We start from the raw sequence: 14,292 nt of genomic DNA, 5'->3' as shown, positions 1-14,292 counted from the left end.
ATGAGACATCTTTTAAGGGTCGTGGGAGATGACCACGTTGATAGGCTGCAGGTGTAAAGCCGGCAACGGCATAGCCGAGCAGTACTAATTACCCGTAGATTTATTGCCTGATTGGGCGCCGGAAGGCGTGCTAAAGGTTTGCTCTTTGTGACCACACTTTACCGTCTATATATTTAGGGTGGCTATAGCGGAGGGGCTCACCCGTTCCCATTCCGAACACGGAAGTTAAGCCCTCCAGCGCCGATGGTACTGCGACAAGCGGGAGAGTAGGCCGCCGCCAGTTTTTTTTCAAAATCCCCAACCACAAAGTGGTTGGGGATTTTTTTTGTTTCATTTTTCCTTGCGCAGAAAATAGTTTGATTGTATTTGGTCTTTACAGTCGCAGTACGTTATTTGCTTGTTTTCGTCACCATTTCTCTATATATTTCAATTCCCGTTGTCATTTTCTGTAAACAAAATCCGAATTTGTTACTTAATTTTGAAGTGGTCTTTATTTGAGTTAAATCTAATTAATTGTGGTTGTTAGCACAACGTGGCCTAGAAAAGAAATTTCAGCTTCAATCATGTACATTTTTTCTTCTTTTTAGAGGATTTGAATCTTTAAGTGGAATTCGATTTTAATGAGATTGCTTGGAAATATTACAATTCTAATAGATCTATATTTGAAAAAGTCAGAATAGCTAATGAAGTCAAATCCCCTAAATGTAAATCTAAATTGAATGATCTCCTTTTGGAGAAAAACAATAAACGAATATTACATTTAGAACCGGCATCATTTCTGAAAACAAAATTTTCCCTTATAGAACAATTGATTCAGGTACAGCAGCGTGAAACAGCTGTAAAACAATATGCTTATTATTGATCACTGAAATTCCATAAGGAATAAAAAAAAATCGAGAACTTCTGCAGAATATCCAGGTAATGTAATTGATGGTAAGATTCCAATAGGAATTACAAAAGTATAACAAAGTTAATTTACACTTAATGTTAGAACCATTCTATATGATATTGTATGTATGCCAAAAAACTTTTGATATGTTCTGTCATCTCCCAAAAAAATCCAAAATTAAAAGCAATTCACTGAGTTGCGAATTTCACCTGTTTTTACGAAAGCTTCAAAACTTCTGCTGAGCCTTAGAACCTGCTCATAATTCCCCAATGGATTTTGGTGTCACTGAACTTCAGCGGATTTCCGAATTCGTTTCCATTGGAAATCTGGAAACTCATTAATCCGATCGGTAAAAAGAAATTAAAGCCTAAACCAAAACTGTAAAACTTTGGCTTTAAGGAAAGCGTCTTGTTGTTCAATTGTGCGTATTGCCCAAAAACATCGAAGAAAGCCTGATTGCCTATCACGTAGCGGTATTCCGCATTTCCATAATAATAAAAATCTGCATAAAGTGAGTTCTCATTAAATCCACGCAAGGAATTCCAGCCGCCGAATCTAAGGAGTTCGTTGGACGCAAATTCGTTTTTGGAGTTGATCAGTGCAGTTTCACCCTTTAAGTTCAGATAGTGATTGTCTTTGATGTGAAAATTTCTTTCGCCAAGTAAGTAGAAATTATTTTGGGAAACATTTACATTTTCTTTTGAATAATTGGTTGAAAAATAATCTACTTCCGCCCGGATCCTTGTTCGGTAAAGGAAAAGTTCAATTTCCGACGGTTCATTGAATTCGTAAAAAGCACCAATCCCTTTTTTGTTGAAATCTTTTCCGCCCACATAAAGAGAATCCATCACGGTGGAAGTTTCAAGAGTTCCGCGAACCCCTATTTTCTGACGGTTGTTTAAATGAATATAAAATGCCGGAATCAGTTTTACATTGGCAAAAGTGGAATCCTGTCTGAAAATATTCACATTGATTTTTGTTCCCACATTGGAGCCGAAAAGGTAGGGTATATCGGTTTTCAAGTCGAAAGTTTGACCACGGTCTGGATTTCTCTGCCAATAAATATTGATGCTCTCGAAACTATTGAACATATTTCTGAAATTCACATTGATGCTTCCGTTGAAAGTGAATTTGTCCGTTTTATCATTTCCAAAACCGATGATTCCGTCAAAAGTATTCGATTTTTTCTTTTGGGTAAAAAGGAAGATTTGGGTAGAATCCTTTGTGAAAAGTGTTTGCGGCGGTTTATCCAAAAGTAGAAAGGGATGGTTCTGCAGAGATTTGTTGATCCGTACCAGATTTTGGTCGTCGTAAACTTTTCCTTTAAATTCTTTTTCCAAATTTTTCACAAAACGGTTAGGAAGTTTTTCATAACCTCGGAAAACGAATGTATCAATTTTTCGCTGATTTCCTGGAATTATGGAAATTTGTACTTGAGGAATTCCATCTTTCATTCCCAAAAATTTGGATTTGACACGGTTGAAAGAATATCCCTGATTTCGATAGTTTTCGCTGATTTCCTTTTTTAGGGAATCCAGGTTTTTGGTAAAGAATGTTTTCTCTTGTGTTGATTCTTTCAGGATTTTGTCTGAAATTGTCACCTGAGCTTCATTGAAGTTTTTACCTTTATCAAAGAAAATTTCGGTTTTATTTTCGGTTTTAATGACGTTTTTTAACTCGGTTAGATAGAAGTTGTTTTGGGAAAGAGAATCCAGAAACTTCACTGCTGCAACAGAATCTTTCACCGAGATTTTCTTATTCGTCTGAACATCCACCAACCAAAATTCCTTTTGCTGCGCTTTGATGAAAACGAAGGAAAGTATCAAGAATATGTTGAAAAGGATTTTCAAAAACTAATTGAATTGAATTTTGGTTTTTCAGAATAAACCTATATTTATTTTCCCTTCCCTAAAGGGAGAAAATGAAGGTTTATTTGGAAGAGTGTTTGATCTAATAACTGTATTTCAAATATGATTGTTTCTAAAATTCAACAGAATTACGCGAAGTTTAGTATTCACAGAATTCAAATTTATTTTTATCTGACGTTTTAGGGCCAAGAAACCGCTAATTTTTATCAGTGAATTAGTGGCTATCTTTTATTATCTTTATCTTTGGCAAATTAATGAAATTTCAAGAAATTCCGCTTGTGCAAGTCAATTTTGTACACGGATTATTTTAGTGGAATGAAGAAAGTCGGTCTATTTTTCGGTTCTTTTAACCCAATTCATATCGGACATTTGATTTTGGCGAACTATATCCTGGAGAATTCTGATATGGATGAACTTTGGTTTGTGGTGAGTCCACAAAATCCTTTTAAAGAGAAAAAATCCTTGCTGAAGGACCACAACCGATTAGACATGGTGCAACTAGCCGTGCAGAATTACCCTAAAATGCGTGCTTCCAATGTGGAGTTTTCACTGCCGAAACCAAGCTATACCATTGACACGCTGACTTATCTTCAGGAAAAATTTCCAGATCATTCCTTTGCTTTGATCATGGGTGAAGATAATCTGGATGGTTTAAAAAAATGGAAAAACGCAGAAACTTTGATTAAGAATTATCAGATCATCGTTTATCCGAGAGTTTTTGAGGGAGATACTTCTGCTTCGCTCAGTGACCAGAAATTTAGAAATCATGAAAATATTTCATTAATAAAAGCACCCATCATCGAAATTTCTGCCACGGAAATTAGAGAGATGATTAAACTGGGTAAAAATGTGCGACCGATGTTGCCTCCGGAGGTTTTTGAATATTTGGATGGAAGCAGTTTTTATAAATAATGTGTGACAATAAATGATATGGAGATGGTAAATCAGTTTTTGGCAAAGCATGGTGAGGAGAAAATCACGAAATGGTTCAAGAAAATCTGTGACTTGGAAGCGATTTCCTGGGCTCTTCTGTTTTCCGCCATGATCTGGATCCGCTATGACCGTGATGGTTTGCTGCCCATTATTTATATTGCAACCATTGGAAATATCCACGGTTTGTTTTTCACGCTCTATCTCTTGCTCATCCTTCCGGCAAGAAAAATTTTCAAGTGGGACGATGAAGATTTCGTCTTTGCTCTGATTTCAGCATTTTTCCCTTTCGCCACTATCTGGATAGAAAAGAAACTAGCTCGTTTCGACCGGGAATAATTTCATTTTTTCTGAAAATTCACCTTTAAAGATGTAATGTTTTGCATCTTAATATTGTCATTTACCTGAAGTCCTAAAATTTCATTAAAATTTTTTAACTTGATTATCAATGTTTTATGTGAATTAAATGAATTTGTTAGTACTTTGTATTGCATGATACTAAAATAAATTAATATCTTTGCAAAGGAAATTAGTAAATGAAATAAAGAACTGGTTGAGATTAAGTTTTTTAGGCCATCAGTTTCTTCTAGCGAATTTTAAACTTTAAATCAAAATAAATTATGAAAACACTCATCCTACCTATTTTCTTGCTGGCTGCAACATATAGTTTTGCGCAATTACAAGATTCCACCCAAACTAAATCCATCGATGAAGTGGTATTGACCAAGAAAGTATTCCAAAAAAAGGCGGACCGGTTGGTTTTTGATGTTGCTTCTTCACCTATAGCCAAAGGATCAAATGCTTTTGACCTGTTAAAGGAAACACCGATGATTTCGGCTTCAGACGATAAGACATTGCAGATTCTGGGAAAAAATGCGGTCCTGATTTATCTGAATGGAAGAAAAAGCAATATGTCGCCAGATGCGGTGATCGAACTCTTAAAATCGATGCCATCTGAAAACATCCAGAAAATTGAAGTCATCACTATGCCGTCTTCTGAATTTGCTGTGGAAGGAAACCAGGGAATCGTAAATATTGTACTTAAGAAAAAGCCGACGGACGGACTGAACGGAAACCTGAGAATGGAAAACAACCAATCTTATTTTAACAGCCAAAAAGCATCACTCACTTTGAATTACCGAAAGGATAAACTAGGGCTTTCAACCAATTTCAATGCAGGTCAAAACAATAACCGCCAATTTCTTTCGCTGGCAAACGGGAACAATGACTTCCGTCAAACCTCGGCCGGTAATATTGATAATATTGGAGCGAATCTGAGTGGCTACCTTAATCTGGATTTTGAAATCAATGAAAAGCAGAATCTTGGTTTTTCTTACAACAATTATACGTACCGATCCAAAGAACTTCACACGGATTTATTTAATGAACTAACCAATTTGAAAACGGGTGAAATCCTGCGAAACAGAACGGAAAACTTTGGCAATACTAAATCTGATGACCATTCGTTCAACTTGAATTACGAATTGAAAACCGATGACAAAGGGAGCAAACTGAGCATCAGTTCTTCTTATCTGAAACATATCAAAAAAGAGGAAATTACCGGTTCCACCATCGAGCAGGATGCACAACAGAATAATGGTGAGTTGCTGAAAAAATTCCAGCAAAATATTCCTTTAGGAATTGATAATATTGGGATTTTGGCGGATTATGTGAAAAAAATGAACAACGATTACACTTTGAGCTTTGGTGCAAGTTTTAACCACACCAAAACCGACAGTGACACGAAATTCATCAATATTCTTCCACCGACGGGAATTGACCTGAACCAATCAAACCATTTTGTTTACACCGAAAAAATCCCGAGTGCTTATATCACTTTAGAGAAAAATTTTGGAGAGAAATGGACCACCAAAGCCGGATTCCGATTTGAAAAAACAATGTCTGATGGAATTGTTCTGGATAAAGATATCACCATTAATCGTGACAATAACGGCCTTCTCCCTTACTTGAGTCTGAGTTACAATCCGAATCAGAAGCATAATTTTTCTTACAGTTTTTCCAGCAGGATACAGCGTCCGCAGTTTTGGGCAATTGCGCCGAACAAAATCTATCTTACAGAAACAAATTATATTCAAAACAATCCTTTTGCAAAACCTGAAACTTACTACAACCAGGAATTCATGTACATGTATAAAAATGCTTATTTCTTGAACCTAAACCACTCTTATGTGAAAGATGCATCAGAACAGATTCCACTGCAGGGAATTAATTCAAAAGATCAGCGGGTTTTGGCATACATCAGAACAAATTATGGTGACAAACAGGAGATGACCGCTTCTCTGGGAATGCAAAAAACTTTCTTCAAAGGAATCTGGATGGCGAATAACAGTGCATTTGTAGGACATCATCTGTACAAAGGTGAAGTATCTGAAGATCCCACGGATACGCAGCATGAAGTAGTTTTCAATAAGAATGTGATTGATTACAATACTACTTTTTACGGAATTAATCTTCAGAATACCATCAGATTAAGCAGTAAAAAGGATTGGTTTCTCGGCGTGAATTATTTCTACACTTCAAGTCTGATGATTGAATTGGGAAAACTGGAACCCGTTCATGGATTGAATTTGTCTCTGAAGAAAACAATGGATAACTGGACTTTCAATTTGCAGGCAAGAGACGTGTTCCACACCTCAGAAATTAAGATTACAGGATATCAGAACAATGGTGATTATAATATTGTGGACCAAAGTCAATACAGAAGAAGATTTATTTTCACCGCCACCTACACATTTGGGAACCAGAAGTTGCAAAAACTGCGAAATATAGAGGGTGCGAATGACGATGTGAAAAGTAGGACTGGCAACAATTAAATAAAGGAACAAAATTTCATTACTCATATCCGAATTAAATTTTATTGTTCTTTTCAGAATCAGCATTTTTTCTAAAAATGCTGGTTTTTTTTCCGTTACACTATCAAGCTATTCTAAATTTCTAATTCCTTAATTTTGCCCAATGCAAACCGAAAAAATTATTTTAGGAATCGATCCCGGTACCACGGTGATGGGATTCGGGATTATTTCTGTGAAAGGAAACAAAATGGAACTGGTCTCCATCCATGAGCTGATTCTGAAAAAATATCCGAACCACGAGACGAAACTAAAATACATTTTTGAGCGGACTTTATCTCTGATCGATGAATTTCACCCGGATGAAGTGGCGTTGGAAGCTCCTTTTTTTGGGAAAAACGTGCAGTCCATGTTAAAGTTGGGTAGAGCACAAGGTGTTGCCATGGCTGCAAGTTTGCACCGAAATGTGCCAATTACGGAATATTCGCCGAAAAAAGTGAAAATGGCAATCACCGGAAACGGAAATGCAAGTAAGGAACAAGTTGCAGGAATGTTGAAAAATCTTTTGAAATTAGAAGAATTCCCCACGAAATATCTTGATGCTTCAGATGGTTTGGCGGTGGCAGTTTGCCATCATTTCAATATAGGAAATGTTTCCGCAGATAAGAATTACACCGGATGGGAAAGTTTTCTGAAACAGAATCCGGAACGCTTGAAATGATATAATCCACACATTTTCATTCCTTTGAACTATAAATTGATTTTAGAAAATAATATAATCGACTCTCCTTGCATTACCCAATACTATCTGTAACATTGTTGCGTTTTAATGTACCCATTGTTTAATTCAATATTTCAGAAAATGAAACCTCAAAAAATAAATCCAATTACCGTCAACCAAAAAATGAACTGGTTTCAGAAATTTCTGATGATTTGTTCAGGCGGAAACATTCATATTTTAAGAAAAACGCCGAGCGAATGGAACAAATTTGCGGGAATTGGCGGAATAGTTTTGTTCACCGCGGTTTTTGCCACGCTTTCTGCGGGATATGCCATGTTCACGGTATTTGACGATCTTTGGATTTCTTCGGGATTTGCCTTGATTTGGGGTTTGATGATTTTCAACCTGGACCGGTATATCGTTTCCTCGATCAAAAAAACCGGAACCTGGTGGAACCAAATATTAATGGCGATTCCGAGATTGATTCTGGCTGCATTTTTGGGAATCATTATTTCAAAACCCCTGGAATTAAAAATATTCGAAAAAGAAGTCAACAAGCAGCTGAACACCATCATCCAAAGAAACAAAACCCAACTCCAAGCGGAAATGAATGGAAGAATCCTGCAGCAATCCGGTCCATTTGAAACCGAAAAGAAGCAGATTCAAACTAAAATTGCCGACTTTCAGAAAGCGTATGATTCCGCAGCGGTGGAACTGGAAAAAGAAATTTTGGGAAAGCAGTCTGGTTTGACTTCCGGGAAAGTCGGTTTTGGGACCAATGCCAAAAGAAAGTCTGAACTGAAGGAACAGCGCCGCCAGGATTTGGAAAACTATCGGAAATCCATGGCTCCGAGATTGGAATATTTGGATAAAGAAATCACAAAAGTATACACCAATATCGAAAAGGAAAGGAATAAAACCGAAACTTTCGAAGACCGTTTCAATGGATTTGCAGCGAGGCTTCAGGCGTTGGACGAACTCGGAAAAAATTCAGCAATCATCGGAATTGCGGCATCATTTATTTTGGGATTATTTATTTGTCTGGAGATTTCTCCGGTTTTGGTCAAGTTGATTTCCTCCGTTGGACCATATGACTACCTTTTAGACAAAACAGAGAACGATTTTCGTCTTTATGCTAAAGAAAAAATGGAAAAAGGGAATGCAGGAACGGATTGGCGAATTGAGGATTTTAAAGATGATCTTCAAAAATAATCCCTAACTGTCAATCCGGGTTTTTTTTTAATAGATTAAGTATTCCGGGTGAATTCTATTGGTGGGTTTCTCATTTCGTGGTTTCGATTCAAAACCTCTTTTTTGATTGCGTTATTTTGAACATAAGTGCATCAACGTCAATAAATTAACAAAAAATTAACTTTGGTTTTTAGAGTTTTATATTCAGAGCGTTGTAACTTTGAACGAGTAGGTTGATGCTTCGTAAGAAGGTACTCCTGCTTTTTTCATTAATTCTAACCTTAAAAACTAAAGACTATGCGAAACTTTTTCTTTGCGGCTTTGTTAATGGCCGCATTTTCATCCCCAGTATCGATGAAAGCTCAAGCTTCTGAACCCTTTATCGGACAAATTGCTTTTGTGGCATTTAACTTTGCACCTGTAGGATGGGCTGAATGTAACGGACAGATTCTGTCCATTGCACAAAACACTGCATTATTTTCTCTTTTGGGAACAACTTACGGAGGAAATGGAACCACAACATTTGCATTACCTGACATGAGAGGAAGGATTTTGGTGCATAATGGACAAGGTCCCGGTTTATCAAATTATGTTCAGGGACAAGTTGGTGGCGTGGAAAGTGTTACACTTACTCCAAGTGAAATGCCCGCTCATACGCATACCATTAATGCGGTAACTTCGGAAGGAAATCAGAATGTTCCTACCAATGCCTTACCTGCAAATACCAAACTTCTCGATAAAGAGTATTCCGACGCTGCAACAAATACCACAATGAAAGCTACCATGGTGAATCCTGCAGGTGGAAATCTACCACACACGAATATCCAGCCCTATTTAACGCTGAAGTGTATCATTGCACTCCAGGGAATTTTTCCTTCTCATCCATAAGGTTATGAAAACGAAATTTATCCCCTTATTTTTGTTAATGAGCAGTTTCGTGTTTTCTCAAATCACCTTTAACGGATGTCACGGATTGCTCGATGACCAAGATTTTGTATTCAGCAACACTGGAGCTGATGCGCAAAACAAGAAAATTTACATCACAACTCCGGTTGATGGAGCGCAATCTTGTGGTGGAATAGGAACCTGCGAATTAAAAATCCAGTGGAATAATTCGCTTACTCGTTGGGAGATTATTGCTGATAGCGGAAATGGAGATTTTGGAAGTACTTTTTTGCTTTATTATAATTCGACAGGAAATAATTTGGCTACCAATCCGCCAAGCAACAGTTTTGGAACTTGGGTTGAAAATACTGCAGTGACCAACGGCGAATGTGGAGGAAATCTCTCCGCAACAAATTCTGTGCTTACTGGTGATGTGCATTCTTCAGCATTAACGGTTGATCAGTCGCACATCGATAAAATCCAAATTTTCCCAAATCCGGTTGCAGATGTCATTAACATTTCCGGTATAGAGAATATGAATGCGGTGAATGTCTATAACAGCGCCGGACAATTGGTTAAATCCCAAAACTTTGGAAACAAAGTGATTGTAAAAGATTTAGCTCCAGGAGTATATATCTTGAAAATATTGAGTCCTAAAGCTGAACCAAAAGAGTTTAAATTGATCAAAAAATAAACTTTCTGGTCAAATGAAAACGGCTGCATTGGGTTGCAGCCTTTTTTTGTATGGTGCTGTCAGTTCAATTCATTGAGTTTCTTCGCAATTGATTCTGAATTCACGCCGGCTCCTTCTTGCTGGTCCACCATTTCTCCGTTTCGGTCAAAAATGGTAATCAGGTTAGAATGTGAGAATTCAATAGGAGAAATCTGTTTGTATTTCACAGCTAAAACGTTGGCAAATTCCCGGATCGATTCGTCGTCACTGACCAAAAAAGTCCACGGATCGCCATAAATATTTCTTTCCACGGCAAATTTTTTCAGAACTTCTGGAGTGTCATTAGCAGGGTCAATGGAGATGAGTACCAAATTGGTGTTTTTAATTTTCGCTTTGTCCAGTTTGCTGTACACTTTTTTCATATCTGCTACCAAAAGCGGGCACGAAGTTTTGCAGCTGGTGAAAATCATTACGATAGCCAGATTTTTTCCCTTCAGATCCTTTAGCTTAATGGTTTCACCATCCTGGTTTTTCCATTGGGAATCGAGGTAGAAAACGGAATCAGTGGTTTTTTTGGCCACAGCGGTTTGCTCTTCTTTTTGGCATGAAAGAATGGCAAAGAAAGCGAACAGAATTAAAAGAAAGTTTTTCATTTTTTTAGCTTAAAGTTTTTACCATGAAGGAAATAAATTGTTTAAGAACCATCACAAAGCTGATAGCTGAATTTCACCATTGAAAATTAAGTAAAGATGGCTGAACCTGAAATCAATTCTTTAGAATTGCATAATTATATGGAGCTTAAATTTTTTAATCTTTTCCTAACCTAAATGTTTAAAAAATCAGCGTTTTCATTTTATGGTTATGTCTTTTGCACATCTAAAACCGAGATTTGCAACGGTGTAATTGGCATTCAAACTTTGCCTGAAAGCGTATCTCATAAAAGAGGCATAATTCAAAATATCAGTGGAGGTGGTTGCTGCACTTGCACAAAACAGACCTTTGTCATCATATTCCGCAGTTCGGGAATCGTTGGTGGTAAGAACTGAATTGAAATCGCCGGTCCATTCCCAAACCAAGTCAAACATATTGTAAACTCCGTAATAATTAGGTTTCGACTGTTTCACCGGATTTTTTTCCTTGAATTTCACCTCGTACTGCTTGATGATATCTGAAGAATAGGATGGTTTTTTTCTGGCGTTGGACGAGGTTTCATCTGCCATTGCTACAAATTCCCATTCGTCGATGGTTGGTAATCTTTTTCCGGCACTTTTGGCGTATGCTTTTGCGGCGAACCAAGAAACGAAAGTAACCGGCGCATTTGGGTTCATGTCTGCTCCTAAAGTCTCATCATCTTTCCAGTCCTTCAGATAAGTGGAATCCACAAAAACGGTTTTCACCTGACTTCGTTTCCATTTCGGGTTTTTCTTCACGAAATCCAGAAATTCAGCGTTGGTGACAGGTCTTTCATCGATTTCGAAATCCTTAACCAAAATGAGACTGTCCTGTTTTCTGTAAAACGGTTGATATTTCCCTCCCTTGATGGAGATCATTTTGACATCAGGATGAATCGGTTCTTCCTTTTGATTTTCAAAACTGAAACTATTAGGGACTTCATTGGATTTTTCCTCGCATGAAATAAAGAAGATTCCACTAACAATCAGTAATATATGCATTATCTTAATCATAGTGGAATCTTTTTAAAAAACAAAAACTAACTAAATAAATTACTGTATCTTATTATAGACTTTCGGATTTTTTTCGCCGGTCACTTTCAGTTTTCCAATTGCACCCTTGTTGAATGCCCGGAAAATGGAGTGATCCACCAAAATATATTCACCTGGTTCTTCTACTTTGAATTCAACCATCACTGCACCACCTGCCGGAATCAAAGTTGTTTGCACGTTTTCATTGATTTTGCTTCCGCCTTCAACCCAAACTCTGTCGAAGATTTCGCCGATCACGTGAAAAGAAGAAGCCAGGTTGGGTCCGCCGTTTCCTACGAACAAACGCACGGTTTCGCCCACTTTTGCCTGAAGTTCATTTGCACCCATCAACGCATTTTTCTTGCCGTTGAATACTACGTAAGTTGGCTTTTCGTCAATTCCTTTATCTTGGTCAAATTCCTGAAGACCTTTTTCATCGGTTTTTCCTTTGGTATAGAATTCTCCCTGCATGATGTAATATTCTCTATCCACTTTTGGAAGTCCACCTTCGGGTTCCACCAAAATCATCCCATACATTCCGTTTGCGATATGCAATGGAACGGGAGCGGCAGCACAGTGGTACACATAAAGTCCCGGATTCAAAGCTTTGAAATGGAAAATGGCCGTTTTTCCGGGAGCCACGTTGGTCGCTTCGGCGCCACCACCTGGACCATTCACTGCATGAAGGTCAATATTGTGGGGCATTACACTGTTTGAATTATTTTTTAGGTGAAGTTCCACTTCGTCACCCACTCTCACTCGGATGAAAGTTCCCGGAACAGTATGGTTGAAAGTCCAGAATTTGTAGGTTACGCCATCTGCAAGTTCGCCTTCTTCTTCCGTTGCTTCAAGATGCACGATTACTTTTTTCGCAGCGCGGTCACCAACAGGAGCCGGTACAAAAGGTGGTGCGGTTACTTTTTGGGTTTCAGTTTCGCCGCTTACCTTCATATCAATCGCAGCATTCGCAGATGAGGATTCGCTTGAATTTTGCTTGCATGCTTGGAGCGTCAATAGACCAACAGCCAAAATGGACACAATCTTTTTCATTTAATTTTCGGTTTAATTATTTTAATTCTCTTACTTTATTTTTAATAGGACAAAAATATCCTAATTAAAATTCATTTTAAAATTTAATGGTATGAGATTTGTCAGACCTCGGCTCTGAAATTGAAAAACCTAAATATAGGGAAATTTCTGATACTTCCGGAAAGCACTTTTTATGAGTGGTTTGGAGTGTTTTTGCACTAAGTTTAGTTGCTTTTCGTCTTTCACATTAAACCTTGTCAAAAGTAAAATAGACAAAAGGGAATTTTACCTGCTATATATCAGTACCGGATTTTGCTAGAAGAAAACCGGGCTTCTTATCTTCGTGTTTTAAATCTGAAAAAATGTTGAAAAGTACAAATCCCAGCAGATGGTTCGTTGCAATTGCCGCCACATTGACGCATCTTGGTTTGGGAACCGTTTACGCATGGAGTTTTTTTCAGAAACCCATTACAGATTCGTTCGGCTGGTCGAATTCGCAGACAGCTTGGGCGTTTAGTTCATCAATTCTGATGTTGGGATTTACCGCAGCGTGGGCAGGAACAAAAATCGAAAAATTTGGGGCAAGACGCCTTGCTTTAAGCGGAGTCATCCTTTATGGTTTGGGATATATCATTTCTTTTTTAGCTTTAAAGGCGGGTTCCCTTGTCTTGCTTTATTTGGGTTTCGGGATGATTGGCGGATTTGGTTTGGGACTGGCTTATGTCACGCCAGTTGCAGTGGTCTCCAAGATATTTCCGGAAAAGCAGGGGATCATGACGGGAATGGTCGTGATGGGATTCGGATTGGGTGCATTTGTGATGTCCAAAATTTTAGCACCTTTCTTTCTGGATTTATTCGATGGGGATTTGGCAAAGGTCTTTTTGTGGAGCGGAATAATCCTGTTCATTTTTCTTCCCTTATTTGCTTCCCAACTGGGGCGGTTCAAACCGGTAGAAAACCGGGCAACTCATGAAGCGAATATTTTCAGTGTTCTTCTAAAATCCGACTATGTGCTGATTTGGTTGATTTTTATGTTCAACATTGTAGCCGGAATGATTTTCATTTCATTTCAGTCGCCGCTCCTCCAGGATTTGATGAAAACTTCGGGGACTTCTGATCCCAAACTTCTTGAAAAAAGTGGAGCAACCTTAATAGCGGTGAGTGCCCTTTTTAATGGATTCGGGAGGTTTCTCTGGGGCGGAATTTCTGACAGATTGGGCAGGATTCCCACTTTTCGCATGATCCTGGTCATTGAGATTGTGGTTTTCCTAATCCTCATTTTCACACAAAATATCTGGGTATTCTCTACTGGAGTATGTGTTGTTTTACTTTGTTATGGAGGTGGTTTTGGAGTTTTGCCTTCATTGGTCAGAGAGCGTTTTGGGGCTGGTTTGATGGCTTCAGTTTATGGCGCTACTTTGACGGCGTGGGGAATCGGTGGAATTCTCGGTCCGCAGATTACGGCTCTGCTGAAAGATATTTTTCCGCAAAATGCGTCAGTTTATTCTTTTGGCGTGGGATTGACCTTAATTACAGCCGGATTCGTTTTATCCTTTTTCTTAAACCCAAAAATGAGTGCGCCTGAACATTAGA

The 14,292-nt window shown here is 38.1% G+C and carries 11 protein-coding genes, 2 rRNA genes and 1 pseudogene; 10 read left to right on the top strand and 4 right to left on the bottom strand.

The window, feature by feature from the left end; genetic code table 11:
• A 23S ribosomal RNA gene (locus L0951_RS06305) occupies positions 1-108 on the top strand; the annotation flags it as partial.
• A gap of 66 nt (positions 109-174) precedes the next feature.
• Positions 175-283, top strand: a 5S ribosomal RNA gene (rrf, locus tag L0951_RS06300).
• 851 nt (positions 284-1,134) lie between these two features.
• On the opposite strand, the gene L0951_RS06295 is transcribed toward rrf, so the two are convergent.
• The gene (locus L0951_RS06295) at positions 1,135-2,739 is read right to left on the bottom strand and encodes a hypothetical protein (protein ID WP_234110380.1); all 1,605 of its coding nucleotides are present in this window, start codon (positions 2,737-2,739) and stop codon (positions 1,135-1,137) included.
• A 333-nt stretch (positions 2,740-3,072) separates the two neighbouring features.
• On the opposite strand from L0951_RS06295, the gene nadD reads away from it, so the two are divergent.
• The 7 genes from nadD (at position 3,073) to L0951_RS06260 (ending at position 9,988) form a co-directional block, all read left to right on the top strand.
• Positions 3,073-3,669 (top strand): nicotinate (nicotinamide) nucleotide adenylyltransferase, encoded by a 597-nt coding sequence (gene nadD / locus L0951_RS06290; RefSeq protein ID WP_234110379.1) that lies wholly within the window; start codon positions 3,073-3,075, stop codon positions 3,667-3,669.
• An 18-nt stretch (positions 3,670-3,687) separates the two neighbouring features.
• Positions 3,688-4,026 (top strand): DUF3817 domain-containing protein, encoded by a 339-nt coding sequence (locus L0951_RS06285; protein ID WP_234110382.1) that lies wholly within the window; start codon positions 3,688-3,690, stop codon positions 4,024-4,026.
• Between the two features lie 281 nt (positions 4,027-4,307).
• Entirely contained in the window at positions 4,308-6,521 is a 2,214-nt protein-coding gene (locus L0951_RS06280; RefSeq protein ID WP_234110378.1) for a TonB-dependent receptor domain-containing protein, read from the top strand.
• A 142-nt stretch (positions 6,522-6,663) separates the two neighbouring features.
• Entirely contained in the window at positions 6,664-7,218 is a 555-nt protein-coding gene (gene ruvC, locus L0951_RS06275) for a crossover junction endodeoxyribonuclease RuvC (RefSeq protein ID WP_234110377.1), read from the top strand.
• A 141-nt stretch (positions 7,219-7,359) separates the two neighbouring features.
• Complete coding sequence (locus L0951_RS06270; protein WP_234110376.1) at positions 7,360-8,430, top strand: DUF4407 domain-containing protein; 1,071 nt, start codon at positions 7,360-7,362, stop codon at positions 8,428-8,430.
• Positions 8,431-8,706: 276 nt separating this feature from the next.
• Positions 8,707-9,297, top strand: a complete 591-nt coding sequence (locus tag L0951_RS06265; protein ID WP_234110375.1) for a phage tail protein — start codon at positions 8,707-8,709, stop codon at positions 9,295-9,297.
• Between the two features lie 4 nt (positions 9,298-9,301).
• Positions 9,302-9,988: a T9SS type A sorting domain-containing protein gene (locus L0951_RS06260; RefSeq protein WP_234110374.1), complete on the top strand. Its 687-nt coding sequence runs from the start codon at positions 9,302-9,304 to the stop codon at positions 9,986-9,988.
• Between the two features lie 59 nt (positions 9,989-10,047).
• Here L0951_RS06260 and L0951_RS06255 read toward each other — a convergent pair whose 3' ends face one another.
• The 3 genes and pseudogenes from L0951_RS06255 to nirK all read right to left on the bottom strand — a co-directional run.
• Positions 10,048-10,620, bottom strand: coding sequence for an SCO family protein (locus L0951_RS06255; protein WP_234110373.1), 573 nt, complete (start codon positions 10,618-10,620; stop codon positions 10,048-10,050).
• 195 nt (positions 10,621-10,815) lie between these two features.
• The gene (locus tag L0951_RS06250) at positions 10,816-11,652 is read right to left on the bottom strand and encodes a formylglycine-generating enzyme family protein (RefSeq protein ID WP_234110372.1); all 837 of its coding nucleotides are present in this window, start codon (positions 11,650-11,652) and stop codon (positions 10,816-10,818) included.
• A 54-nt stretch (positions 11,653-11,706) separates the two neighbouring features.
• A pseudogene (gene nirK, locus L0951_RS06245) lies at positions 11,707-12,720 on the bottom strand (copper-containing nitrite reductase); the annotation flags it as partial.
• A 341-nt stretch (positions 12,721-13,061) separates the two neighbouring features.
• Here nirK and L0951_RS06240 point away from each other — a divergent pair.
• On the top strand, positions 13,062-14,291 hold the full coding sequence (locus L0951_RS06240; RefSeq protein ID WP_234110371.1) for an OFA family MFS transporter: 1,230 nt from the start codon (positions 13,062-13,064) through the stop codon (positions 14,289-14,291).
• Position 14,292 lies beyond the last annotated feature (1 nt).

The sequence above is a fragment of the Chryseobacterium sp. R2A-55 genome, assembly GCF_021401085.1.
In the GTDB taxonomy this organism is placed as follows: Bacteria; Bacteroidota; Bacteroidia; order Flavobacteriales; family Weeksellaceae; genus Kaistella.
Note: the sequence above shows the minus strand (reverse complement) of the source record. Positions and strands in the feature narration are given on the sequence as shown.